The organism is Pseudomonas sp. 32_A (assembly GCF_017490905.1).
Lineage (GTDB): Bacteria > Pseudomonadota > Gammaproteobacteria > Pseudomonadales > Pseudomonadaceae > Aquipseudomonas > Aquipseudomonas inefficax.
Map to the genome: position 1 here is coordinate 94,585 of NZ_JAFGYI010000003.1, position 24,237 is coordinate 118,821.

Annotated in this window: 25 protein-coding genes; 13 read left to right on the forward strand and 12 right to left on the reverse strand. The window is 64.1% G+C overall.

Features of this window, described 5'->3' with window-relative positions:
• Positions 1-224 precede the first annotated feature (224 nt).
• Both J5M58_RS02995 and J5M58_RS03000 read right to left on the reverse strand, forming a co-directional pair.
• A complete protein-coding gene (locus J5M58_RS02995; protein WP_207877118.1) occupies positions 225-1,298 on the reverse strand; it encodes an AI-2E family transporter in 1,074 nt (357 codons plus the stop codon).
• Between the two features lie 12 nt (positions 1,299-1,310).
• On the reverse strand, positions 1,311-2,378 hold the full coding sequence (locus J5M58_RS03000) for a DUF2066 domain-containing protein (RefSeq protein ID WP_207877120.1): 1,068 nt from the start codon (positions 2,376-2,378) through the stop codon (positions 1,311-1,313).
• 340 nt (positions 2,379-2,718) lie between these two features.
• On the opposite strand from J5M58_RS03000, the gene purM reads away from it, so the two are divergent.
• The 4 genes from purM (at position 2,719) to J5M58_RS03020 (ending at position 5,531) form a co-directional block, all read left to right on the forward strand.
• A complete protein-coding gene (purM, locus tag J5M58_RS03005) occupies positions 2,719-3,777 on the forward strand; it encodes a phosphoribosylformylglycinamidine cyclo-ligase (protein ID WP_087501448.1) in 1,059 nt (352 codons plus the stop codon).
• A complete protein-coding gene (gene purN / locus J5M58_RS03010) occupies positions 3,777-4,430 on the forward strand; it encodes a phosphoribosylglycinamide formyltransferase (protein ID WP_039615069.1) in 654 nt (217 codons plus the stop codon). Before purM ends, purN begins: the two co-directional genes overlap by 1 nt.
• A gap of 8 nt (positions 4,431-4,438) precedes the next feature.
• Positions 4,439-5,149 carry a DUF3108 domain-containing protein gene (locus J5M58_RS03015; RefSeq protein ID WP_112251121.1) on the forward strand — a complete coding sequence of 237 codons (711 nt, stop codon included), beginning with the start codon at positions 4,439-4,441 and terminating at the stop codon, positions 5,147-5,149.
• Between the two features lie 199 nt (positions 5,150-5,348).
• Positions 5,349-5,531, forward strand: coding sequence for a hypothetical protein (locus J5M58_RS03020; RefSeq protein WP_003257734.1), 183 nt, complete (start codon positions 5,349-5,351; stop codon positions 5,529-5,531).
• A 45-nt stretch (positions 5,532-5,576) separates the two neighbouring features.
• Here J5M58_RS03020 and J5M58_RS03025 read toward each other — a convergent pair whose 3' ends face one another.
• From J5M58_RS03025 to J5M58_RS03055, 7 genes are all read right to left on the reverse strand, one after another.
• The gene (locus tag J5M58_RS03025; RefSeq protein ID WP_112251119.1) at positions 5,577-6,116 is read right to left on the reverse strand and encodes a DUF2058 domain-containing protein; all 540 of its coding nucleotides are present in this window, start codon (positions 6,114-6,116) and stop codon (positions 5,577-5,579) included.
• Between the two features lie 26 nt (positions 6,117-6,142).
• Positions 6,143-6,976, reverse strand: a complete 834-nt coding sequence (gene mazG / locus J5M58_RS03030) for a nucleoside triphosphate pyrophosphohydrolase (RefSeq protein ID WP_112251117.1) — start codon at positions 6,974-6,976, stop codon at positions 6,143-6,145.
• A gap of 124 nt (positions 6,977-7,100) precedes the next feature.
• The gene (gene relA, locus J5M58_RS03035) at positions 7,101-9,341 is read right to left on the reverse strand and encodes a GTP diphosphokinase (RefSeq protein ID WP_112251115.1); all 2,241 of its coding nucleotides are present in this window, start codon (positions 9,339-9,341) and stop codon (positions 7,101-7,103) included.
• A 96-nt stretch (positions 9,342-9,437) separates the two neighbouring features.
• The gene (gene rlmD / locus J5M58_RS03040) at positions 9,438-10,796 is read right to left on the reverse strand and encodes a 23S rRNA (uracil(1939)-C(5))-methyltransferase RlmD (protein ID WP_112251113.1); all 1,359 of its coding nucleotides are present in this window, start codon (positions 10,794-10,796) and stop codon (positions 9,438-9,440) included.
• Positions 10,797-11,696 carry a cysteine synthase CysM gene (gene cysM / locus J5M58_RS03045; RefSeq protein WP_112251111.1) on the reverse strand — a complete coding sequence of 300 codons (900 nt, stop codon included), beginning with the start codon at positions 11,694-11,696 and terminating at the stop codon, positions 10,797-10,799.
• 159 nt (positions 11,697-11,855) lie between these two features.
• On the reverse strand, positions 11,856-13,247 hold the full coding sequence (locus tag J5M58_RS03050) for a sensor histidine kinase (protein WP_207877122.1): 1,392 nt from the start codon (positions 13,245-13,247) through the stop codon (positions 11,856-11,858).
• Between the two features lie 3 nt (positions 13,248-13,250).
• Positions 13,251-13,970, reverse strand: a complete 720-nt coding sequence (locus J5M58_RS03055; RefSeq protein ID WP_112251107.1) for a response regulator transcription factor — start codon at positions 13,968-13,970, stop codon at positions 13,251-13,253.
• 193 nt (positions 13,971-14,163) lie between these two features.
• Here J5M58_RS03055 and J5M58_RS03060 point away from each other — a divergent pair, with 193 nt between their 5' ends.
• The 4 genes from J5M58_RS03060 (at position 14,164) to J5M58_RS03075 (ending at position 18,948) form a co-directional block, all read left to right on the forward strand.
• Positions 14,164-16,920: a response regulator gene (locus tag J5M58_RS03060; RefSeq protein WP_207877124.1), complete on the forward strand. Its 2,757-nt coding sequence runs from the start codon at positions 14,164-14,166 to the stop codon at positions 16,918-16,920.
• A gap of 168 nt (positions 16,921-17,088) precedes the next feature.
• Positions 17,089-18,078, forward strand: coding sequence for a 2-hydroxyacid dehydrogenase (locus J5M58_RS03065; protein ID WP_112251103.1), 990 nt, complete (start codon positions 17,089-17,091; stop codon positions 18,076-18,078).
• 31 nt (positions 18,079-18,109) lie between these two features.
• Complete coding sequence (locus tag J5M58_RS03070) at positions 18,110-18,547, forward strand: hypothetical protein (protein ID WP_112251101.1); 438 nt, start codon at positions 18,110-18,112, stop codon at positions 18,545-18,547.
• Positions 18,544-18,948: an META domain-containing protein gene (locus J5M58_RS03075; protein WP_112251099.1), complete on the forward strand. Its 405-nt coding sequence runs from the start codon at positions 18,544-18,546 to the stop codon at positions 18,946-18,948. Before J5M58_RS03070 ends, J5M58_RS03075 begins: the two co-directional genes overlap by 4 nt.
• A gap of 108 nt (positions 18,949-19,056) precedes the next feature.
• Here J5M58_RS03075 and J5M58_RS03080 read toward each other — a convergent pair whose 3' ends face one another.
• The gene (locus J5M58_RS03080; RefSeq protein ID WP_112251097.1) at positions 19,057-19,521 is read right to left on the reverse strand and encodes a TlpA disulfide reductase family protein; all 465 of its coding nucleotides are present in this window, start codon (positions 19,519-19,521) and stop codon (positions 19,057-19,059) included.
• An 85-nt stretch (positions 19,522-19,606) separates the two neighbouring features.
• Here J5M58_RS03080 and arsC point away from each other — a divergent pair, with 85 nt between their 5' ends.
• Genes arsC through J5M58_RS03095 form a run of 3 tightly spaced genes read left to right on the forward strand, consistent with a single transcriptional unit; the run spans position 19,607 to position 20,968 of the window.
• Positions 19,607-19,960: an arsenate reductase (glutaredoxin) gene (gene arsC / locus J5M58_RS03085; RefSeq protein WP_207877126.1), complete on the forward strand. Its 354-nt coding sequence runs from the start codon at positions 19,607-19,609 to the stop codon at positions 19,958-19,960.
• The gene (gene wrbA / locus J5M58_RS03090; protein WP_112251093.1) at positions 19,957-20,562 is read left to right on the forward strand and encodes an NAD(P)H:quinone oxidoreductase; all 606 of its coding nucleotides are present in this window, start codon (positions 19,957-19,959) and stop codon (positions 20,560-20,562) included. The genes arsC and wrbA overlap by 4 nt, the downstream gene beginning before the upstream one ends.
• Positions 20,555-20,968, forward strand: a complete 414-nt coding sequence (locus tag J5M58_RS03095; protein WP_133970559.1) for a DUF2069 domain-containing protein — start codon at positions 20,555-20,557, stop codon at positions 20,966-20,968. Before wrbA ends, J5M58_RS03095 begins: the two co-directional genes overlap by 8 nt.
• Before the next feature lie 116 nt (positions 20,969-21,084).
• Here the strand turns inward: J5M58_RS03095 and J5M58_RS03100 are convergent, their stop codons facing one another.
• Together J5M58_RS03100 and ttcA are read right to left on the reverse strand one after the other, a co-directional pair.
• Positions 21,085-21,756 carry a DNA-3-methyladenine glycosylase I gene (locus tag J5M58_RS03100; RefSeq protein ID WP_112251092.1) on the reverse strand — a complete coding sequence of 224 codons (672 nt, stop codon included), beginning with the start codon at positions 21,754-21,756 and terminating at the stop codon, positions 21,085-21,087.
• A 4-nt stretch (positions 21,757-21,760) separates the two neighbouring features.
• A complete protein-coding gene (ttcA, locus tag J5M58_RS03105) occupies positions 21,761-22,585 on the reverse strand; it encodes a tRNA 2-thiocytidine(32) synthetase TtcA (protein WP_012270926.1) in 825 nt (274 codons plus the stop codon).
• Positions 22,586-22,847: 262 nt separating this feature from the next.
• Between ttcA and J5M58_RS03110 the strand changes: the two genes are divergently transcribed.
• A complete protein-coding gene (locus J5M58_RS03110) occupies positions 22,848-23,447 on the forward strand; it encodes a Yip1 family protein (RefSeq protein ID WP_003252385.1) in 600 nt (199 codons plus the stop codon).
• Positions 23,448-23,579: 132 nt separating this feature from the next.
• Positions 23,580-24,074 carry a SprT family zinc-dependent metalloprotease gene (locus tag J5M58_RS03115; protein ID WP_112251091.1) on the forward strand — a complete coding sequence of 165 codons (495 nt, stop codon included), beginning with the start codon at positions 23,580-23,582 and terminating at the stop codon, positions 24,072-24,074.
• Positions 24,075-24,237 lie beyond the last annotated feature (163 nt).

The following is a 24,237-nucleotide window of genomic DNA, read 5'->3' on the forward strand; positions in this document are numbered from 1 at the left end:
AGCGCGGGGCGCACAATCACGGCAGCGGATAGCCCAAGTAAAATCAACGAGTTGCGCGCCAAACGCCTGTGGCATCGGCCCTGTAGGAGCGGCCTTGTGTCGCGATGGGCCGCAAAGCGGCCCCGGAAATCCTGAGCCAGGGCAGATATCCTGGGGCCGCTGCGCGCCCCATCGCGACGCAAGGCCGCTCCTACAAGGGTCAGCGCAGCCAAGAGGCCTCAAGCTCACAACTCCGGGTCAATATCCCCGGCATACATGTCCGATTCCTTGTACAGATCATGCACATGTCGCAGCAGCACCATGATCACCGCCGCCACCGGCAGCGCCAGCAACACCCCGGTAAAGCCGAACAGCTCACCGCCGGCCAGGATCGCGAAAATCACCGCCACCGGGTGCAGGCCGATACGATCGCCGACCAGCAGCGGGGTCAGCACCATGCCTTCCAGCGCCTGGCCGACCATGAATACCGCGACGATGCCCAGCATCGGGTACAGGTCGCCACCAAACTGGAACAGGCCAGCCACCAAGGCCGCGCCGATGCCGATGATGAAGCCCATGTACGGCACGATGGCCGCCAGCCCGGCGAGCATGCCGATCAACAGGCCCAGTTCCAGCCCCACCAGCATCAGACCCGCCGAGTAGATGATGCCCAGCGCCACCATCACCAGCAGCTGCCCACGCACGAACGCGCCCAGCACTTCGTGGCACTCTCCTGCCAGGCCGAGCACCTGCGCCTCACGCTGACGTGGCAACAGGTTGCGCAGCTTGCCCATCATCAGGTCCCAATCTCGCAGCAGGTAGAAGCCCACCACCGGGATCAGCACCATGTTGGCCAGCCAGGCCATCAGCGCCAGGCCCGAGGCGGTGGCATGGGACAGCAGCACGCCGACGATATCGGTGGTCTGGCCCATGTGCGTGCTGATGGCGGCCTTGATCTTGTCGAACTTCCAGAAGCCGTCAGCCAGGCCCAGGCGGCTCTGCACCCAGGGCAGCGCCACGTGCTCGAGCCAGTCGAGCATCTGCGGCGCCAGCTCATACAGGCGCACCAACTGCTTGGCCAGCATCGGTATCAGCACCAGCAGCAAGGCCAGCAGCAACAGGGTGAACAGGCCGAACACCACGACTACGCCCCAGGTGCGCGACAGCCCCAGGCGCTCCAGGCGGTCGACCAGCGGGTCGGCCAGGTAGGCCAGCAGGATGCCGACCAGAAACGGGGTAAGAATGTTGTGCAGGCTGTAAAGCAGCACGGCGACCAGCAGGGCAACGCCCAGCCAGATCCAACGACGCATGTCGGTCACGGTGTGCTCCCCTTACCAGCGAAAACGCAAACCGTCGAACGGCTTGGGTGCTGACTGGGTCGGCACTGGTTGCCCGGCCCCGGCAGTGTCTGCCGGTGCTGGAGGCGCCTGCACTGCGGGCGCCTGCTCTACCGGTACTTCCTGCAGCTTGGCCAGGCCAAGCTGGGCGCGCAGCTGTTCGCGGTTGGCGGTCACGTCGTAGGTCAGGGTGCTGCCCTCGGCCATTTGCAAGCGTGGGCCAAAGGGTTCGAGCACGCGGGCGAGTTCGGCGTAGCGCTGCAGGTTCATCCCCTGCACTTGCACCTGCAACTGGCTGCTGGCACCTGGGCGAGTGACGTAGCGCGGCGCCAGGCGGCTGCTGAGCGCCAGCATCACGGCGTCGGCCAACGCTGCCGGGTCGGCACCCTCGGCAGTACCTTGCTCACGCTGGTCGCCCAGCCACAGCTGCCACTTGCCCTGCCACTTGCCGTCGGTTTCCCGGGCATGCACCGCCAGCAAGGCATCGGCGCCGTAGCGCCCCGAGGCTTCGCGCAGCGCCGCAGGGTCGCTGCCTTCGATCTGCTCGGCATTGGCCACCAGTTGCTCCTGCAGGTCGGCCAGCGGCAGGCGCAACGGCAAGCCACGGTGCTGAGCGGCACGGCGCAGGGGTTGGGCGCTGGCCTGGCCGTCACCGACCAGGTTGCTGCCTTCGATACTGTCGTTCAGCCACCAGCCGAGGATCGAGGGGCGGTTGCTGCCCCACAAGGCCAGGCCGGCCTTGCGCAAGGCCCGTTCGGTACTGCCTGGGTCGAACTCGACCAGCACCGATTCGGGTGGCCCTGCTTCGCTGGCGACCTGGTTGATGATTTGCTGCGGGTCCTTGCGCAGCGCGGCCAATGCCGGGCTTTGCGCCGCCTTGGGGTCGCCGGTCAGGCGCGTTACCAAGGTATCGAGGGCCTGGGTGGTAGCCGCGGCACGGGCCTCGGCGCCCTGCCCGGTGACCGGCTCGCGCACTTGATAAAGGCCGGAGACATTTTCAGCATGGGCAGTGGCCGAGATCAGGGCCAGGCAACCGACTGCCAGAATATTGAAGAAACGCATGGAGGATTCCTGTCCAGAACACATGGAGCGACGGGGCGCTGCCCTGCAGGCTGTGACCGCCACGGACAAGAAATGCTCCGTGACACCGGGCATTTCTGCCTGCCACCTTTCCTATACCTTATACAGCCACCCGCGCGGCAACCAGTCGCGGCCCATGAAAGGATGTTTTTTAATGCTTTCGGCACCTGCCCGTCGGCCTGAGGATGGCCGCTGCCCGGCAACCCTGATAAAATCGCGCGCCTTCACAGACCACTGACGTTTCAGGCAGCCGCCGCTTACCAGCCGGCCTTGGCCGTCATGGTCGTTTTTAAGAATCCCTCCCTCCTAAAGGCCTGGATCAATGAGCAAGCAACCCTCCCTGAGCTACAAGGACGCCGGTGTAGACATCGACGCCGGCGAAGCACTGGTCGAACGCATCAAGGGCGTGGCAAAACGCACCGCACGCCCTGAAGTCATGGGTGGCCTGGGCGGCTTCGGCGCCCTCTGCGAGATCCCGGCCGGCTACAAGCAGCCGGTGCTGGTCTCCGGCACCGACGGCGTCGGCACCAAGCTGCGCCTGGCACTGAACCTGAACAAGCACGACAGCATCGGCCAGGACCTGGTCGCCATGTGCGTCAACGACCTGGTAGTGTGCGGCGCCGAGCCGCTGTTCTTCCTCGACTACTATGCCACCGGCAAACTGAACGTCGACGTGGCCGCCACCGTGGTCACCGGCATCGGTGCCGGTTGCGAACTGGCCGGCTGCTCGCTGGTCGGTGGTGAAACCGCCGAAATGCCTGGCATGTACGAAGGCGAAGACTACGACCTGGCAGGCTTCTGCGTCGGCGTGGTGGAAAAGGCCGAGATCATCGACGGCTCCAAGGTTGCCACCGGCGACGCACTGATCGCCCTGCCGTCCTCGGGCCCGCACTCCAACGGCTACTCGCTGATCCGCAAGATCCTCGAAGTGTCCGCCACCGACATCGAGAACACCCAGCTGGGCGGCAAGCCGTTGACCGACCTGCTGATGGCGCCGACCCGCATCTACGTCAAGCCGCTGCTGCAACTGATCAAGAACACCGGCGCGGTCAAGGCCATGGCCCACATCACCGGTGGCGGCCTGCTGGACAACATCCCGCGCGTACTGCCTGCCAACGCCCAGGCGGTGATCGACGTGGCCAGCTGGCAGCGCCCGGCAGTGTTCGACTTCCTGCAGGAAAAAGGCAACGTCGACGAGCATGAAATGCACCGCGTACTGAACTGCGGCGTCGGCATGGTCATCTGCGTGGCCCAGGATCAGGTAGAAGCTGCCCTGAACGAACTGCGCGCCGCTGGCGAGCAGCCATGGGTGATCGGCCACATCGCCGAAGCCGCCGAGGGCGCTGCCCAGGTCGAGCTGCAGAACCTCAAGGCACACTGATGCCAAGCAAGACCTGCAATGTAGTGGTACTGCTGTCGGGCTCCGGCAGCAACCTGCAAGCCCTGATCGACAGTTGCCAAGGCCAGGACAGCCCGGTGCGCATCCGTGCGGTGGTTTCCAACCGCGCCGATGCCTACGGCCTGCAACGCGCCGCGGCGGCCGGTATCGACAGCGTCGTGCTTGAGCACACCCAGTTCGACGGCCGTGAAGCCTTCGATGCCGCGCTGATGGCGCGCATCGACGGTTTCGCCCCGGACCTGGTAGTGCTGGCCGGCTTCATGCGTATCCTCAGTGGCGACTTCGTGCGCCACTATCAGGGCCGCCTGCTCAACATCCACCCGTCGCTGCTGCCCAAGTACAAGGGCTTGCATACCCACCGCCGGGCGCTGGAGGCAGGCGACGCCGAGCACGGCTGCAGCGTACACTTCGTGACTGAGGAACTCGATGGCGGCCCACTGGTCGTACAGGCTGTGGTACCGGTGGTGCCGGACGACACCGTCGAAAGCCTGGCCCAGCGGGTTCACCGCCAGGAACACCTGATTTACCCGCTGGCGGTGCGCTGGTTCGCCGAAGGGCGCTTGCGCCTTGGCGAACAGGGTGCATTACTGGATGGCCAGCCCCTGGCGGCCAGCGGTCACTTGATTCGATCCTAGGAGAATTTATGCGTCGCGCCCTGCTCTTGGCTCTCGCCGTGCTCGCCCTGCCCCTCCAGGCAGCTGATCTGAAGCCGTTCTCGGCCAGCTATACCGCAGACTGGAAGCAACTGCCCATGAGCGGCACCGCCGAGCGCAGCCTGGTCAAGAATGCCAACGGTACCTGGGACCTTAACTTCAAGGCTTCCATGATGATCGCCAGCCTGACCGAGCAAAGCACCCTGCGCCTGGACAACGACACCCTGCTGCCGCAGAAGTACCACTTCGAGCGTGGTGGCCTGGGCAAGGCCAAGAAGGTCGACCTGACCTTCGACTGGAACAGCAAGAAGGTCACCGGCAGCGACCGTGGCGACGCCATCACCCTGCCACTGAACCGTGGCGTGCTGGACAAGTCGTCCTATCAGCTGGCCCTGCAGCACGATGTGGCCGCTGGCAAGAAGAGCATGACCTACCAGGTGGTCGACGGTGACGAGATCGACACCTACGACTTCCGCGTGCTGGGCACCGAAAAGGTCACCACCAAGACCGGCCAGGTCGATGCGGTGAAGGTCGAGCGCGTGCGCGACCCAAGCCAGAGCAAGCGCATCACCGAGCTGTGGTTTGCCAAGGACTGGGACTACCTGCTGGTGCAACTGCGCCAGGTCGAGACCGACGGCAAGGAATACGTGATCGTGCTGCAGGATGGCACGGTGGATGGCAAGCTGGTGAAGGGCAACTGAGCCAGCGCTGCCAGCAGCACCCGAAGCCCCGCCTTGTGCGGGGCTTTTTTCTGACCTCTCAAAGCTCCCACACTTGACCGCGCTCCGGCTTCCATGAAACTTGTTTCATCCCAGTTTTATTTACTTAGCCTGCTAACAAACTCTATAAAGAGGGTGTGCGACACAGTGTCGCAGCCAACTGAAGCAGTGGAGTTTAACGATGACAGTCCAAGTAACCGAACGCGACGAATCGAAAATGTCCCACGAAGGCCTGGCCGCTGGCGTGCGGATCTGGGATGTGCACCAACAAGGCCAGCTGGTGGGGATGTTCCACAACGAACATGAAGCGCACCAGTACCGTACAGAGCTGGAAAACCTGGAAAACCAGCGCGCCACGCAATGACCCCATCTTCAAATGAAAAACCCCGCCTAGGCGGGGTTTTCATGGTTACCACATCAGATCATCCGGGATCTTGTAGGCCGCGTACGGGTCGTCTTCGTCCGCTTCCTCGACATGGGTGTTCAGCAGCAGGATGCGGCTTGGGTCGCGCTCCTGGATCTTCACCGCAGCTTCACGCGGGATGACTTCGTAACCACCGGCATGCGCCACCACAGCCAGCGCGCCATTGCTCAGCTTGGTCCGCATCAGGGCATTGACGGCAATGCGCTTGACCTTCTTGTCGTCGACGAAGTTGTAGTAGTCCTCGGTGCTCAGCTTCGGCAGGCGAGTCGCTTCAATCAACTGCTTGATCTGCGCGGCGCGGGCTTTCTGCTCGGCTTTTTCCTGCTGCTGGCGGTTCAGTTCCTGGTCACGCTTGGCTTTCTCGGCCATGGCTTCCTTGGCCAGGCGCTGTTGGGTGTCGTCTACCTCGACCTGGCCTTTGTGCTCCAGGCGTTTCTGTTTCTTCTCGGCCTTGTTGGCCTGGGAAACCTGTTTCTGGTTGACCAGACCGGCTTTGAGCAGTTGGTCGCGAAGGGAAAGGCTCATGAATGTTCACTCACTTATGCAACAGCTCAGCTGCAGCTGGGCAGGTTCTTTTCCTGACGTTTGGCTTCGCCCCAAAGGGCGTCCAGTTCGTCAAGGTTACAATCTTCGATGGATCGCCCACTGTCGCGCAATGCCTGTTCGATGAAGCGGAAACGCCGCTCGAACTTGCGATTGGCACGGCGCAAGGCGTGTTCCGGGTCCTGCTTGAGGTGACGGGCCAGGTTGACGGCGGCGAACAGCAGGTCGCCGACTTCATCCTCGAGCGCATCGGCATCGCCATCGGCCATGGCCTGCAGCACTTCGTCCAGCTCTTCGCGGACCTTGTCCAGCACCGGCAATGCCGCAGGCCAGTCGAAACCGACCGTGGCCGCGCGCTTTTGCAGTTTGGCTGCCCGCGACAACGCCGGCAATGCCGCTGGTACGTCGTCGAGCAACGACAGCTGTTCGGGCTGGCTCTTTTCCGCGCGCTCTTCAGCCTTGATTTCTTCCCAGCGTGACTTGACCTGGGCCTCGCTCAGGCTGGGGGTGTCCACCGGCGCGTACAGCTCGCCGGTGGGGAATACATGCGGGTGACGGCGAATGAGCTTGCGGGTGATGCTGTCGACCACGCCGTCGAACTCGAATCGCCCCTCCTCGCGGGCCAGCTGGCTGTAGTAGACCACCTGGAACAGCAGGTCGCCCAGCTCACCTTGCAGATGCTCGAAGTCGCCGCGCTCGATGGTGTCGGCAACCTCGTAGGCCTCTTCGATGGTGTGCGGGACGATGCTCGCGTAGTTCTGCTTCAGGTCCCACGGGCAGCCGTACTGCGGGTCGCGCAGGCGGGCCATGAGGTGCAGCAGGTCGTCGAGGGTGTAGGTCATGTAAGCAGGTCCTTCGGCGATGGCTTCTTCGCGGGTGAACCCGCTCCCACAGGAAAAGTGCACATTTGAAGACTTGCACCATCCCTGTGGGAGCGGGTTTACCCGCGAAGCAGGCGCCGCGGTCTCAAGGGGTACGATTACGCCGCGTCTCGATGATATTCGGCAACTGCGAGATCCGCCCCAGCAGGCGCCCCAGCGCGTCCAGGCCCGGAATCTCGATGGTCAGCGACATCAGCGCGGTGTTGTCTTCCTTGTTCGAGCGGGTGTTCACCGCCAGCACGTTTATCTTCTCGTTCAGCAGCACTTGTGACACATCACGCAGCAAGCCCGGGCGGTCATAGGCACGAATGACGATGTCGACCGGATAAGTCTGCACAGGGATCGGCCCCCAGCTGACCTGGATCATGCGCTCCGGTTCCTTGCCCGCCAACTGCAGCACCGAGGCGCAGTCCTGGCGGTGGATGCTCACGCCGCGGCCCTGAGTGATGTAGCCGACGATGGCGTCGCCCGGCAGCGGCTGGCAGCAGCCGGCCATCTGCGTCAGCAGGTTGCCGACACCCTGGATCTGGATGTCACCACGCTTGCCGGTGCGCGGCCCGGTAGGCTTGCGCGGTACCAGTTCGATCTGCTCGATGCGCTCGGGCTCCAGCAACTGCTGGGCGGCGTTGACCAGGTGCGCCAGGCGCAGGTCGCCGGCACCGAGCGAGGCAAACATGTCCTCGGCGGTCTTGACGTTGGTCTTTTCGGCCAGGCGCTCGAAATCCACCTGCGGCAGGCCCAGGCGGCTGAGCTCGCGTTCGAGCAAGGTCTTGCCGGCGGCGACGTTCTGGTCACGAGCCTGCAGCTTGAACCAGTGCACGATCTTGGCCCGCGCCCGCGAAGTGGTGACGTAGCCCAGGTTGGAGTTCAACCAGTCACGGCTGGGGTTGCCGTGCTTGCTGGTAATGATCTCGACCTGCTCGCCGGTCTGCAGGCTGTAGTTGAGCGGTACGATGCGCCCGTTGATCTTGGCGCCGCGGCAGTTGTGGCCGATTTCGGTGTGCACGCGGTAGGCGAAGTCCAGCGGCGTGGCACCCTTTGGCAAGTCGATGGCGTGGCCGTCCGGGGTGAACACATAGACCCGGTCCGGCTCGATGTCGACCCGCAACTGCTCGGCCAGGCCACCGATGTCGCCCAGCTCTTCGTGCCACTCCAGCACCTGGCGCAGCCAGGAGATCTTCTCTTCGTAATGGTTGGAACTGGGCTTGACGTCGGTGCCCTTGTAGCGCCAGTGGGCGCAAACCCCAAGCTCGGCTTCCTCGTGCATGCCGTGGGTACGGATCTGCACTTCCAGCACCTTGCCCTCGGGGCCGATCACCGCGGTGTGCAGCGAGCGATAGCCGTTCTCCTTGGGGTTGGCGATGTAGTCGTCGAACTCCTTGGGGATGTGTCGCCACAGGGTGTGCACGATACCCAGCGCGGTGTAGCAGTCGCGGATTTCCGGCACCAGCACACGTACCGCGCGCACGTCGTAGATCTGGCTGAATTCCAGGCCTTTGCGCTGCATCTTGCGCCAGATCGAATAGATATGTTTCGCCCGGCCGCTGATGTCGGCCTTGACGCCAGTGGCCAGCAGCTCGTTCTGCAGCTGGTTCATCACCTCGCTGATGAAGCGCTCGCGGTCCAGACGACGCTCGTGCAGCAGCTTGGCGATCTGTTTGTACTGGTCGGGTTCGAGGTAGCGGAAGGACAGGTCTTCCAGCTCCCACTTGATGTGGCCGATACCCAGACGGTGCGCCAGCGGCGCATAGATATCGAACACCTCGCGCGCGACACGCAGGCGTTTCTCGTCGTCGGCTGCCTTGACCGCACGGATCGCGCAGGTGCGCTCGGCCAGCTTGATCAGCGCCACGCGCACATCGTCGACCATGGCCACGAGCATCTTGCGCAGGTTCTCGACCTGCGCCTGCGAGCCCAGCACCAGCGACTGGCGCGGGCTGAGGCTGGCGCTGATGGCGGCCATGCGCAGCACCCCGTCGATCAGCTTGGACACCACCGGGCCAAAGCGCTGGCTGACCTCGGCCAGGGTCACCTTGCCCTCGCGCACCGAGCGGTAGATGACCGCCGCCACCAGGGAATCCTGGTCGAGCTTGAGGTCGGCGAGGATTTCAGCGATCTCCAGGCCCGCCTGGAAGCTGGACGTACCGTCCGCCCAGGAATGCTTGGCCGGGTTGCCCTTTTTCTCGACCTCATGGGCAAACTCGCAGGCCTCTTTCAACGCTGCGCGATCCAGTGCCGAATCGACGCTTACCACATGGTCCAACCATGCTTCGAGATTGATACTGCCGTCGGTGTTGACCGGCTGGTGCACTCTCACCTGTACCATCTTTGTTTTACCTTTCCATACAGCACACCACTCGGGTGCGCTGGCGATCACCGTGCGGCCACCATTCCGTGGAGACCGCACCAAGGGGCCAGTCAGCTAGCCCGCTTCGAATAACGCCATGGCCTCGACATGCGCCGTCTGAGGAAACATGTCGAGAATCCCGGCCCTTTTTAACCGGTACCCCTGGCCGACCAGCACCTGGGCGTCTCGCGCCAGCGTGGCCGGGTTGCACGATACATAGACCAGCCTTCTGGCCTTGAGGCGGGCGATGCCTTGCACCACCTCGAAAGCACCGTCGCGCGGTGGATCCAAGAGTACCGCAGAAAAGCCCTCGGCGGCCCATCCGGCGCCCGCCAAAGGCTGCGATAAATCGGCCTGAAAAAACCGTGCGTTATGCACATTGTTGTTCCGGGCATTGGCCGCGGCCCGATCGACCATGGCCTGCACGCCTTCCACTGCCACCACCTCACGCGCCTGACGGGCCAGCGGCAGGGCGAAGTTGCCCAGGCCGCAGAACAGGTCCAGCACGCGCTCGTCGGCCTGGGGTGCGAGCCAGGCCAGGGCCTGCTCGATCATCGCCGTGTTGACCTGGGCATTTACCTGCACGAAGTCACCTGGGCGCCAGGCCAGTTCCAGCTGCCAGGGCGCCAGGGCAAAGCCCAACTGCGCGGCCGGGTCCGTTGGCGCCGGCTCTCCTTCACCCTGCAGCCACAGCTGGGCGTTGGCCTGTTCGCAGAACGCCTGCAACCTGGCCAGGTCTTCGGCGGGCAACGGCGCGACATGGCGCACCAGCAGCGCCTCGGCAGTACCGCTGAACAGTTCCACATGGCCCAGCGCCTGAGGCTTGCTCAGCGAGCGCAGCACGGTAGGCAGGTGGCGCAGAATCGATTGCAAGGGCTGTACCAGCACCGCGCAATCGTCGATGGCAATGATGTCCTGACTGGCCTCGGCGCGGAAGCCGACCTCCAGCTGGCGCGCCTTGACGTCCCAGCGCACTGCCACGCGGGCGCGACGCCGGTAGCCGAACTCGGGCCCGCTCAGCGGTGCAGCCCATTCCTCGGGCTGCACGCCGGCCACCCGCTGCAGCTGCTCGGCCAGGGTGCGTTGCTTGAGCGCCAGCTGCGCTTCGTGCGGCAGGTGCTGCAGACTGCAGCCTCCGCAGCGCTCGTAATATCGGCACGGAGCCTGACGGCGTTCGGGGCTGGCCTGCAGCAAGCGCTCCAGGCGGGCCTCGACCACTTTGCCACGGGCATTGAGCACCCGCGCCTCTACAGCCTCCCCGGCCAGGGCGCCACTGACGAACCAGGTGCGCCCTTCGTGGAAGGCAATGCCGCGGCCGTCACCGGCCAGGCGCTCGATTTCCAGGCGCTGTTTCTTGCCCACCGGGACCTGGGGGCTGCGGTTGCCGCCGGCCGGCTGAAAGCGCAGGCCGCTGTTGCTTTTCTTCTTGGACATTTAGCTCGGGTCGAACAGGCCGGTGGACAGGTAACGGTCGCCGCGATCGCAGATGATCGCGACCATCGTGGCATTTTCCACCTCGCGGGACAGACGCAGCATGGCTGCAACTGCACCACCGGAAGACACACCGCAGAAAATGCCCTCTTCACGGGCAAGGCGGCGGGTGGTTTCCTCGGCTTCCTGCTGCGACATGTCGACCACGCGGTCGACGCGGCTGGCGTCGAAGATTTTCGGCAGGTATTCCTCGGGCCAGCGGCGGATGCCCGGAATGGCCGAGCCTTCCATTGGTTGCAGACCGATGATCTGCACCGCCGGGTTCTGTTCCTTGAGGTACTGCGAGCAGCCCATGATGGTACCGGTGGTACCCATGGAACTGACGAAATGGGTGATGGTGCCCTGGGTCTGCTGCCAGATCTCGGGGCCAGTGCTGTTGTAGTGAGCGATAGGGTTGTCGCCGTTGGCGAACTGGTCCAGCACCAGCCCGCGGCCTTCGCCCTGCAGCTTCTCGGCCAGGTCACGGGCGCCTTCCATGCCCTCTTCCTTGGTCACCAGGATCAGCTCGGCGCCGTAGGCGGTCATGGCAGCCTTGCGCTCGGCGGTGGAGTTGTCGGGCATGATCAGGATCATCTTGTAGCCCTTGATCGCCGCAGCCATCGCCAGGGCGATGCCGGTGTTGCCGGAGGTGGCTTCGATCAGAGTATCGCCGGGCTTGATCTGGCCGCGCAGTTCGGCGCGGATGATCATCGACAGTGCCGGGCGGTCCTTTACCGAGCCGGCGGGATTGTTACCTTCGAGCTTGAGCAGGAGGGTGTTGCTGGTTTCGCCAGCAATACGCTGCAGGCGAACCAGGGGCGTATTGCCGACGCAATCGGCGATGGTTGGGTACTGCAAGGTCATGGCGTATTTCACAATCCGGACGGCAGGGGTGCCTATCATACCGGCAAACCCTTCGCGGCCATATCACGCAATCTGTGGTGAATATAGCTACAAGCTATATCGATAACCTGTACCAGCCCTTTCGCGGGTGAACCCGCTCCCACAGGGACTTCACTGGCCTCAAGAATAGTGATGAACCTGTGGGAGCGGGTTCACCCGCGAAGAGGCCGGCACATGTAACGGCAAGCGCATCCACAACCGCAGCCCGCGCTTGCCATTCTCCGCCCACAAGGTGCCGCCCTGGCGCTGGATCGCACTGCGGGCAATGCTCAACCCCAGGCCGAAACCGCCATCTCCTGGTCGCGAACCGTCCAGCCGCGAGAACGGCGCAAAAATCCGCTCCAGGTCTTCTTCAGCCACGCCACCGCCCTCGTTTTCCAGCCACAACCTCCAATACCCGCCTTCACGTTGCCCACCGAGGCGCACCACACCATCGGCCGGCGAATGACGAATGGCGTTGCGCAACAGGTTTTCCAGCGCCTGGGCCAGGTGGTTGAGGTTGCCCTGCACCCAGCAGTCGGCCGGCACTTCGCAGCGCAGCCGCGCCAGCGACCAGCCGCTTTCATAGCTGGCATTCTCGGCCAGCAGCTCCCACAGCGCCTGCACCTCGATCGGCTCCAGGTTCATCGGCGCACGTTCGGCGTCCTGCCAGGCCAGTTGCAGGGTGTCCTCGACCAGCTGCTGCATGCAGTCCACCTCCCGCGTCAGGCGTTCACGCAGGCGTTGCAGGTCGGATTCGCCATCGCAGGCCACACGCAGCCGGCTCAGTGGCGTACGCATTTCGTGGGACAGGTCACGCAGCAACTGCTGCTGCATGGTTACCGTGCCCTGCAGCCGCTCGGCCATCTGGTCGAAGGCTCGGGCCAGTTCGCCCAGCTCGTCATGCCGGGCGATGGTGCGTGGATCGAGGCGCGCCGACAGCTGGTCGGCGCGCCAGGCGTTGGCCTGCTCGCGCAACTGGTTCAACGGCACGATGAGCATGCGATAAAGGCCCACGCACAACAGCAGGGTAAACAGGCCGGGAATGATGCCGTTGGTGACGATGCGCCACAGCATGCGGTATTGGCCGGGGTTGAAGCGCTGCGGCAGTTCGATCACCAGCATGCCCTGCTCCGGTGCCCCCGGGAACGGTATGCGCAGCCATGGCTGCTCGACGCTGCGCCGGCTCATCGGCCAGTCGACACCACGCAGGCGGGTGAGCCGCTGCATGATCTGCGGGTCGAGGCTGGCGCTGTCCAGCGGCCGCAGGTTGAGGTCGAGTACGCCAACCCAGCCGCGTTCGCGCTGGTGCATCGCCGTCACCCACCTGTCCAGCCCCATCCGCCCGCCACTGCGCCAGGCCTGCTCGGCCTCGGCAGCATAGCCACGCAAGGCCTGCCGCGCCGGCTCCGAGAGGAAAGCGTTCTGGGTTTCCATGTGCCGGCCCCAGGTGTAGCTGAGGCCGATCATCAGCAGGCAGAAGCCCACCAACAGGATGGCCAGCTTCCAGAACAGCGAATGGCGGTCGAGCATGGGTCACTCCGCCTCGCTGGCGCTGAGTACGTAGCCCTTGCCCCACACGGTGCGGATCTGCCGTTCGTGATAGCCGATGCCCTTGAGCTTGCGACGGATCTGGCTGACGTGCATGTCCAGGCTGCGATCATGCCGCGAATAGCCTCGCTGCAGCACTTGCTGGTAGAGGAACGGCTTGCTCAGCACTTCGTCGAGGTTGCGGTTGAGGATGTCGAGCAGGCGGAACTCGCTGGGGGTCAGCCCGGCCAGGCGACCCTCCAGGCGCACGTCGTACAGTCCCTCGTCGTATTGCAGTTCGCCACTGGCGGCATGCGCGTGCGGGGCTTGATGGCGTCGTTCGAGGGCCACGCGGCGCAGTATGGCTTCGATGCGTACCTGCAGCTCGGCCATGCTGAACGGCTTGGGCAGATAGTCGTCGGCACCGCGCTGGAAACCGCTGATGCGGTCGGCCTCGGCACCCAGCGCCGACATCAGGATCACCGGCGTGGCACTACGCTTGCGCAACTGCGCCAGGGCATCCAGACCGTTGAGCCCGGGCAGCAGGATGTCCATGAGCACCACATCGAAAGCCTGGCGGCCTGCCGTTTCCAGACCCTCCAATCCATTGCGGCACCAGGTCACCTGGAAACCGCCGCGCTGCAGCTCTTCGTGCAGGTAGGCACCGAGAACGGGGTCATCCTCGATGGCAAGGATGTTGGAATTGTGAATAGCTACAGGATTCATTGGCAACTGCCATGCATTCTCAATCGCGTGATTATTGAGTATCCAGCGCCTGCCAGGCAACCGCCCTGCGACCAATGCCCCTGCAAGGGCGCAAAACACATACTAAAGAGGTGCAATAGCACTGCAGGCGGAGTAACTTCCCGGCTTGGCCGTCATTGCGTGACGGTGTCCAGGCACATGACAGGAGGCGAGTGTGCTCGATCGCTTGGGAATTCGCAGCCGGGTCCTGCTGCTGGCTCTGCTGCCGGCCGGCCTGATGGCCCTGGTGCTGGGTAGTTACTTCACCTGGCTGCAACAGAACGACCTCCGCACCCAGTTGCTGCAACGCGGCAAGATGATCGCCGAGCAACTGGCGCCGCTGGCTGCGCCCGCCATGGCCAAGCTGGCACCGGCGCAACTGGAGCGTATTGCCGCGCAAACCCTGGAGCAGGCGGATGTGCGCGCGGTCGCCTTCCTGGCCCCTGACCGCACGCGTCTGGCCCACGCTGGCCCGAGCATGCTCAACCAGCCGCCCAGCGGCGGCACCGGCACCCAACTGCTGCAACGCAGCGGCAATGATGCCACCCGCTACCTGATGCCGGTGTTCGGCCACCATCGCGACCTGGCCACCGATGCCGTGCCGGCCGAAACCGAACGCCTGCTGGGCTGGGTCGAGATCGAGCTGTCCCACGACGGCACCCTGCTGCGCGGCTACCGCAACCTGTTCACCAGCCTGTTGCTGATTCTCGCCTGCCTGGTGCTCAGCGGCTTGCTGGCACTGCGCATGAGCCGCACCATCAACGACCCGATCAAGCGCATCAAGCACGCGGTCAACCAGCTCAAGGACGGCCACCTCGAGGAACGCCTGCCGGCCATGGGCAGCCATGAGCTGGACGAGCTGGCGCGCGGCATCAACCGCATGGCCGAAACCCTGCACAACGCCCACGAAGAGCTGCAACACAGCATCGATCAGGCCACCGAGGACGTGCGCCAGAACCTGGAAACCATCGAGATCCAGAACATCGAGCTGGACATGGCGCGCAAGGAGGCCCTGGAGGCCAGCCGCATCAAGTCGGAATTCCTGGCCAACATGAGCCACGAAATCCGCACCCCGCTCAACGGCATCCTCGGTTTCACCCACCTGCTGCAGAAAAGCGAGCTGACACCACGCCAGCTGGACTACCTGAGCACCATCGAGAAGTCCGCCGACAACCTGCTCGGGATCATCAACGAGATCCTCGATTTCTCCAAGATCGAGGCCGGCAAGCTGGTGCTCGACAGCATCCCCTTCAACCTGCGCGACCTGATCCAGGACACCCTGACCATCCTCGCCCCGGCCGCCCACGCCAAGCAGCTGGAGCTGCTCAGCCTGATCTACCGCGATACCCCGTCGTCGCTGATCGGCGACCCGTTGCGGCTCAAGCAGATCCTTACCAACCTGGTCAGCAACGCCATCAAGTTCACCCGCGAGGGCACCATCGTCGTGCGCGCCATGCTCGAAGACGAGCACGAAGACAGTGCGCAACTACGCATCAGCGTGCAGGACACCGGCATCGGCCTGTCGCCGCAGGATGTGCGTACGCTGTTCCAGGCCTTCAGCCAGGCCGACAACTCGCTGGCCCGCCAGCCTGGCGGCACTGGCCTGGGGCTGGTGATTTCCAAGCGCCTGATCGAACAGATGGGCGGCGAAATCGGTGTCGACAGCACCCCGGGCGAGGGTTCGCAGTTCTGGATCAGCCTGAACCTGCCCAAAGCCCACGACGGTGTCGAGGACCTGCCGCTGCAACCGCTGCTGGGTCGCCGCGCAGCCATCGTCGATGGCCACGAACTGGCGCGCCAGGCGTTGGAACACCAGCTGGAGGACTGCGGCCTCAGCGTCAGCCTGTTCCCCTCCTTCGACCAGTTGCTGCAGGGCGTGCAAGCTGCCAGCCAGGCCGGCCTGCCATTCGACTTCGCCGTGCTCGGCGCCAACCTTGGCAACCTGTCGCCCGAGCAGCTGGGCCATTACCACCAGCAGCTCGAACGCTACCATTGCCAGTGCGTGGTGCTGTGCCCGACCACCGAGCAGGCGCTCTACCATCCGTACCTGCCCAACGGCCATGGCCAGTTGTTGTCCAAGCCGACCTGCACGCGCAAACTGCGCCGCCTGTTGCTGGAACTGCTACAACCGCGCCGCCCGCAAGGCGAGGTGAACAGCGTCAACGGCCAGCGCCAGCCGAAAATCCTCTGCGTCGACGACAACCCCGCCAACCTGTTGCTGGTGCAGACCCTGCTCGAAGACATGGGCGCCGAGGTGCTGGCCGTCGACAACGGCTATGCGGCGGTGCAGGCGGTGCAGGACGAGCCGTTCGACCTGGTGCTGATGGACGTGCAGATGCCGGGCATGGACGGCCGCGCCTGCACCGAACAGATCCGCCTGTGGGAAAACACCCAAAGCAGCAACCCGCTGCCGATCGTCGCCCTCACCGCCCACGCCATGGCCAACGAGAAACGCGCGTTGCTGCACGGTGGCATGGACGACTACCTGACCAAGCCGATCAGCGAACGGCAACTGGCCCAGGTGGTGATGAAATGGACCGGCCTGAGCCTGGGCGCACCACAGCAGGAACGCCTGGCCGAGCAACTGGACAACGGTGATGACCTGAAGGTGCTGGACCCCGAGGAAGGCCTGCGCCTGGCCGCCGGCAAAGCAGACCTGGCGGCCGATATGCTGAGCATGCTGCTGAACTCGCTGGAAGCCGACCGCGAAGCCATACGCGCCGCCCGCGAGGCCGACGACCGCAACGGCCTGATCGAACAGGTGCACCGCCTGAACGGCGCCTCGCGTTATTGCGGCGTGCCGCAGTTGCGGGCCGCGTGCCAGCGCAGCGAAACCTTGCTCAAGCAGGAAAACCCGCTGGCACAACAGGCACTGGATGAACTGGATGCGGCGATCAACCGCTTGGCGGCGCAGGCCAGATTGAGCGCCTGACCAACGCGGTCTTGGTAGGAGCGGCCTTGTGTCGCGAAAGGGCCGCAAGGCGGCCCCGGCGATCGTCGCCATGGCATAGAACCTGGGGCCGCTCCGCGCCCCTTTTGCGACACAAGGCCGCTCCTACAGGGCCTGTGTCGTTAATGAGTCATGTATAAGGAATCAAACATGCGCGCCCTGTTGTTCAGCAGCCAGCACTACGACCAGGAAAGCTTCACCCGGGCCGCCAGCGGCACCACCCTGGACCTGCACTTCCAGCCCGCCCGCCTGACCCTCGACACCGCGGCCCTGGCCGATGGCTACGAGGTGGTCTGCGCCTTCATCAATGACGAGCTCGACGCCCAGGTGCTGCAGCGCCTGGCCGCAGGCGGCACACGCCTGGTCGCCCTGCGTTCGGCCGGCTACAACCATGTCGACCTGGCCACCGCCCAGCGCCTGGGCCTGACCGTGGTGCGAGTGCCGGCCTATTCGCCGCACGCCGTGGCCGAACATGCCGTGGCGCTGATCCTGGCCCTGAACCGGCGCCTGCACCGGGCCTACAACCGCACCCGCGAGGGTGACTTCACCCTGCACGGGCTTACCGGTTTCGACCTGCATGGCAAGACCGTCGGCGTGGTTGGTACCGGCCAGATCGGCACCGCGTTCGCCCGCATCATGGCCGGTTTTGGCTGCCAGTTGCTGGCCTATGACCCCTACCCCAACCCCGAGCTGCTGGCCCTGGGCGCGCGCTACCTGCCATTGCCCGAGTTGCTGCGCGAAGCCCGCGTCATCAGCCTGCACTGCCCGCTGACCGAACACACCCGGCACCTGATCAATGCACAAAGCCTGGCCCAGTTGCAGCCCGGCGCCATGCTGATCAACACCGGCCGCGGCGCGCTGGTCGACACCCCGGCGCTGATCGACGCGCTGAAGAGCGGCCAGCTCGGCTACCTGGGCCTGGACGTCTACGAAGAAGAAGCCCAGCTGTTCTTCGAGGACCGCTCCGACCTGCCGCTACAGGACGACGTACTGGCCCGCCTGTTGACCTTCCCCAACGTGATCATCACCGCCCATCAGGCGTTCCTTACCCGCGAGGCACTGGATGCCATCGCCGCGACCACGCTGGACAACATCAACCGCTGGGCGGCAGGCAATCCACAGAATCTGGTGATGGGTTAGTGCTAGGATACGCGGCATTTCTGGAGGACCCATGGTCGAGCACGATTTCCGCTACACCCTTTTCAACCCGCAACACACGCTTATCGAGTGCCGCGCCCTGGTGCCGGGCCGCTATCAGGTCACCGGCAACGGCGGCTCGATGCACATAGGCGACACCCTGCTGGTCACCCTCAAGGGCAGCAAGGACTTGTCCATGCGCCTGACAGTGGAGAGCGTGCGCCACCTGATCAACCCGCGCGGCCAGTGGGTTGCCGTGGCCAGCGGCCCGGTGTTCAACGAACTGGAAATCCTCACCTGGCAGGTCGCGTGCGACAGCTGCGACGCCGTGCTGGACTTCGAGTTCGCGGTGGACGCCAAGCTGGGCAAGAAAGCCCGCCAGCCTGCCGCCAGCGCGCGCGTAGCCGAGCTGGGCTGGGCCAGCCGTGGCGAAAAACACCTGTGCCCGCGTTGCCAGGAGAGCGCCGAGTGAAGAATCTGCTGACCGGCGTGCTGATTGCCAGCGGCCTGCTCGGCTGCGCCGCGGAACCCTCGAAACTGCAGCAGGAGCGCAGCTACGTGCTGGAGTGGATTGGCGAACGACCACTGATCGACTACAGCCACCTGACCCTGACCCTGGCCAGCGATGGCCGTGCCTATGGCAACGGCGGCTGCAACCACTGGTTCGCGCCATACACACTGGACGGCGAGCACCTGAGCTTCGGCAAGGTCGGCAAAACCCGCAAGCTCTGCGCACCGGCGTTGATGGAGCAGGAAAAGCGCTTCCTGCAGGCGCTGGAAACAGTGCAGCGCTGGGATGTGTCGCCTATCGAGCAGGTGCGTTTCTGGCCGGCCGAAGGCAAGCCGCTGCGCTTCTGGCCTGAGGAAGGCTGACCGATCCTCTGGCCTCTTCGCGGGTAAACCCGCTCCCACAGGTTCGGCGCAGGCTTTGAAAGCGGCGCTGTACCTGTGGGAGCGGGTTTACCCGCGAAGCTTTCTGGATCAGGCGCCTTTCAGGGCCTTGATCCTGGCCTGCAGCCCTTCCAGGGTCTGCTCGCCCATCAGCTGCTCCCGCACCTTGCCCTTGTCATCGATGATGTAGGTCACCGGCAATGCCTCGCTACGTGGCAGGTCATAGCGTTCGGCCGGGTCCTGTGCCAATACGGTGAAGGCGATGCCCAGGGTTTCGGCAGCCTGCTTGAGCTCCTGCCCCTGCAAGCCGTCGAAGTTCACCCCCACCACCTTGATACCGTCGGCCGCCCACTGCTTGGCTGCCGCGTTCAGTTCAGGGATTTCGGTACGGCACGGCCCGCACCATTCGGCCCAGTAATTGAGCACCAGCCAGTGCCCATCGAGTTGTTCGGCCTTAATCGTATTACCGTGTTGGTCCACGCCATAATCGGCACCGCAACCACCGAGCAACAGGCTCGCGGTGATGGCCAGTACTGCTGCCAGACGCCTTGCCATGGGTCAATCCTTCTCGAGTTTTAAAGCAAATTGATCAGTCGCTGCGGTTAGAATAGCCGCCACACCCTGCTGGATGCGACCCGACATGACCGACCTCACGCTCTATCATAACCCGCGCTGCTCGAAATCCCGCGGCGCCCTGGAACTGCTCGAAGCTCGCGGCCTGGCGCCGACCGTCGTTCGCTACCTCGACACCCCGCCCGACGCTGCCACCCTGAAGGCCCTGCTCGGCAAGCTGGGCATCGCCCCGCGCCAGCTGCTGCGTACCGGCGAGGACGAGTACAAGGAGCTGAACCTGGCCGACCCGGCGTTGACCGACGCACAACTGATCGAAGCCATGGCCCGGCACCCCAAATTGATCGAGCGGCCGATCCTGGTCGCCGGTGACAAGGCCGTGGTTGGCCGCCCGCCCGAGAAAGTACTGGAGATCCTGCCGTGAGCCAGCCTTACATCCTGGTGCTGTATTACAGCCGCCATGGTTCGACCAGCGAGATGGCCCGGCACATCGCCCGCGGCATCGAGCTGGCCGGCATGGAAGCCCGCCTGCGCACGGTGCCGGCAATTTCCACCCAGTGCGAAGCGGTGGCCCCGGACATCCCGGCCAGTGGCGCGCTGTACGCCACCCTGGACGACCTGCGCCACTGCGCCGGCCTGGTACTGGGCAGCCCGACCCGCTTCGGCAACATGGCGGCGCCGCTCAAGTACTTCCTGGATGGCACCAGCAGCCTGTGGCTGGGCGGTGAACTGGTCGGCAAGCCGGCAGGCGTTTTCACCTCCACTGCCAGCCTGCACGGCGGGCAGGAAACCACCCTGCTGTCGATGATGCTGCCCCTGATGCACCACGGCATGCTGGTGATGGGCCTGCCGTACAGCGAATCGGCACTGCTCGAGACCCGTGGCGGCGGCACCCCGTATGGCGCCAGCCATCATGCTGGCGCCGATGGCAAGCGCGAGCTCGACCAGCACGAGATCGCCCTGTGCCGCGCCCTTGGCCAACGCCTGGCGACCACCGCCAAGGCCCTGGAGGCCGCACGTGGCTAAGAAGCCCAAGGTATTGCCGGCGCTGGAATGGTTGGCACCGCGCCTGCGCCTGACGCGGGCGCTGAGCCTGGCGTTCTTCTTCGGCCTGATCGCCCTGCTGGTAGTGAACAACCTGTGGTTCGCCAACCTGCACGGGGCACGGGTCGAGGTGATCCTGGCGATCGAACTGGTGCCGTTGTTGCTGTTGTTGCCGGGCATGCTGACAGGCAGCGCCCGGGCACATGCCTGGACCTGCTTCGTGGTGAATATCTATTTCATCAAGGGCGTGCTGGCGGCGTTCGACCCGGCGCGGGCGGTATTTGGCTGGGTAGAAGTGCTGGTGAGCCTGGGGCTGTTCATTGCCGGGCTGCTGTATGTGCGCTGGAAGTTCCAGCATGAGCGGCGCATGGCGGGCGAAGGGGCGTAAATTCTGGGGCCGCTTTGCGGCCCTTTCGCGACACAAGGCCGCTCCTACAGGGTATCGCGTATTCCTGTAGGAGCGGCCTTGTGTCGCGAAAGGGCTGCAAAGCAGCCCCAGCAATCTCAATGGTTGACGGTATGCGCGAGCATCACCGACAACTGGCACAGCGGCCGCCCACTCTCGGCATGCCACTGGTTGAACGCCTGTTGAACCAAAGCCAGGTCCCGCTGGCTGGTCGGCGGCTTGTCGATCAACTTCTGCGCAATCAACGCCGCAGCCATGTCATCGGTAGGGATGAACGTATCCTTGCCGACCATGCGCAAGAAGCGCGGTGCCGACAACCCGCCCAGCTGGTTACCGTGCTTGGCCAGGTACTTCCACAAGCCGACGATGTCGGTCACCGGCCAGTCGGCGATGAACGCACCAAAGCTGCCCTTCTCCTTCGCGATATCAAGCACCATCTGCGCATTGCGCGGCACGCTCTTGAGCTTGCCCAGGTGGCGGATGATGCGCTCGTCGTGCATGAGCCGCTCGAGGTGTTCGGCGCCCATCAACACCACCTTCTCCGGGTCGAAGCCGAAGAACACCTGCTCGAACGCCGGCCACTTGGCATCCACCAGGCTGTGCTTGAGCCCGGCGCGGAACACGCGCAGGGCCAAGGTCGACAGGTAGCGGTCGTCACTGATATCACGCAGCTGCGCCGGCGTGCGCGGCTGCGGCAGGAAGGCCTCCAGCGCCTGGGCCGAGCCGAAGCGGTTCAGGCAGTATTCGTGCAACCACTGGTAATCGCGCATGGGCTCAGATGTTCAGCACGTCAAGGAAACGCGGGGTGGCGTTTTCGTCGATCTTCAGGCTGGTGAAATCGAACAGGTTGCGGTCGGCCAACTGCGACGGTGCAACGTTCTGCAGGGCGCGGAAGATGCTCTCCGTACGCCCCGGGTGCTTGCGCTCCCATTCCACCAGCATGTCCTTGACCACCTGGCGCTGCAGGTTTTCCTGCGAGCCGCACAGGTTGCACGGGATGATCGGGAATTCCTTCATGTCCGAGTAGGCCTGGATGTCCTTCTCGCTGCAGTAGGCCAGCGGGCGGATCACCACGTTGCGGCCATCGTCGGCGCGCAGCTTCGGCGGCATGCCCTTGAGCGCGCCGTTGAAGAACATGTTGAGGAAGAAGGTTTCGACGATATCGTCGCGGTGGTGCCCCAGCGCCATCTTGGTCGCGCCGATTTCGTCGGCAAAGGTGTACAGGGTGCCACGGCGCAGGCGCGAACACAGCGAGCAGGTGGTCTTGCCCTCGGGGACCAGCTCCTTGACCACAGAATAGGTGTCCTTCTCGACGATGTGGTACTCGACGCCCAGTTCCTTGAGGTAGGCCGGCAGCACATGCTCGGGGAACCCCGGCTGCTTCTGGTCCATGTTCACCGCAACGATCTCGAACTTGATCGGTGCCACCTTCTGCAGGTGCAACAGAACGTCGAGCATGGTGTAGCTGTCCTTGCCGCCGGACAGGCAGACCATGACCTTGTCGCCATCCTCGATCATGTTGTAGTCGGTGATGGCTTCGCCGGCGAGACGACGCAGGCGTTTTTGCAGTTTGTTCTGGTTGACCGAGAGGGTGCCCATAGCGCTTGGATCCGCGAGGTGTGACAAAAGCCGGCTATTTTACGCACAAACGCGGCGGCGCTGTAGGCATTCCGATAAAGACTTCATTGTAATCAACAGCGCGCCTTACAGCGCAATTTGCTCTAAAAAGCACGGTTTATGCCGGTAACGGCTTCCTATACTGCGACATAAGGCCACATTACCGCTTGCTTCGGTGTTCCGGCCTGGCGCCGCTTGCGCTCCATCTGGGGGGCGTTTGGCAACATTGAGAGGAGTGATCGGCATGATTCATCACGTTGTGGGGCTGTTTACCCATCCCGACCAGGAATGGCGGGAAATTCGTGGCGAAGAAGAAACCATCAGCCACATGTACCTGACGCACACCCTGATCCTGGCTGCGATCCCCGCCGTGTCGGCCTTCATCGGTACCACCCAGGTCGGTTGGGTGATCGGCGACCGGCCAGCGGTGATGCTGACCATGGAAAGCGCCATCTGGATGAGCATCATGTCGTACCTGGCCATGCTTGCCGGGGTGGCGGTAATGGGGGCGTTCATCCACTGGATGGCCCGCACCTATGACGCCAACCCGTCAATGGCACAGTGCATCGCCTTTGCCACCTACACCGCCACACCGTTGTTCATCGGCGGCCTGGCGGCGCTGTACCCGCACCTGTGGCTGGGCATGCTGATCGGCACCGCCGCCATCTGCTACACGGTGTACCTGCTGTACGTCGGCTTGCCGACGTTCATGAACATACCGTCCGACGAAGGCTTCCTGTTCTCCAGCTCGGTGCTGGCGGTAGGCCTTGTGGTACTGGTGGCGATCATGGCCGCCACGGTGATCATCTGGGGACTGGGCGTGGGGCCCGTCTACACCAACTAGAACAGACCCGACCAACACTGGGGCATCAAACCTGGGGCCGCCGCAAGGCGGCCTCTGGCTGTGCGCTGACCGGTGGCTCGGCAGCCTGCCCGGGGTTGCGGCATAATGCCCGGTCAGGAGAACCACCCCGCCATGCCCGAGCTGCTCAGACAACGCGTCGAAACCTGTTACCAGCAAGCTGAAACCTTCTTCAAACGCCCCTTCCCGCGCCCGGAGGTCAGCTTCAAGCTGCGCGGGCAAAAAGCCGGTGTCGCCCACCTGCACCAGAACCTGCTGCGCTTCAACCTGCAGCTTTACCGCGAAAACCAGGAAGACTTCCTGCGCCAGACCGTGGCCCATGAAGTGGCGCACCTGGTGGCCCACCAGCTGTTCGGCGACCGTATCCAGGCCCATGGCGAGGAGTGGCAGCTGATCATGCGCGGGGTGTATGAACTGCCGCCCAACCGTTGCCACAACTACGAAGTGCAACGGCGCGTGGTGACCCGCTACATCTACCGCTGCCCGTGCCCACAGAGCGACTTCCCGTTTACTGCACAGCGGCACAAGCTGGTGCGCCAGGGGCGGCGCTACCTGTGCAAGCGGTGTCGGGAGATATTGGTGTACAGCGGCGAGACGCGCGTGGAATAGGTTGTGTTGTGCCTGTTCCGGCCCCTTCGCGGGTAAACCCGCTCCCACAGGGATACCACTGACGTCAGGCCTTGTGGTAGCTCTGTGGGAGCGGGTTTACCCGCGAAGAGGCCAGTGTTGGCGACACATGAATCACAGGCACAAGAAAGGCGACCCTAAGGTC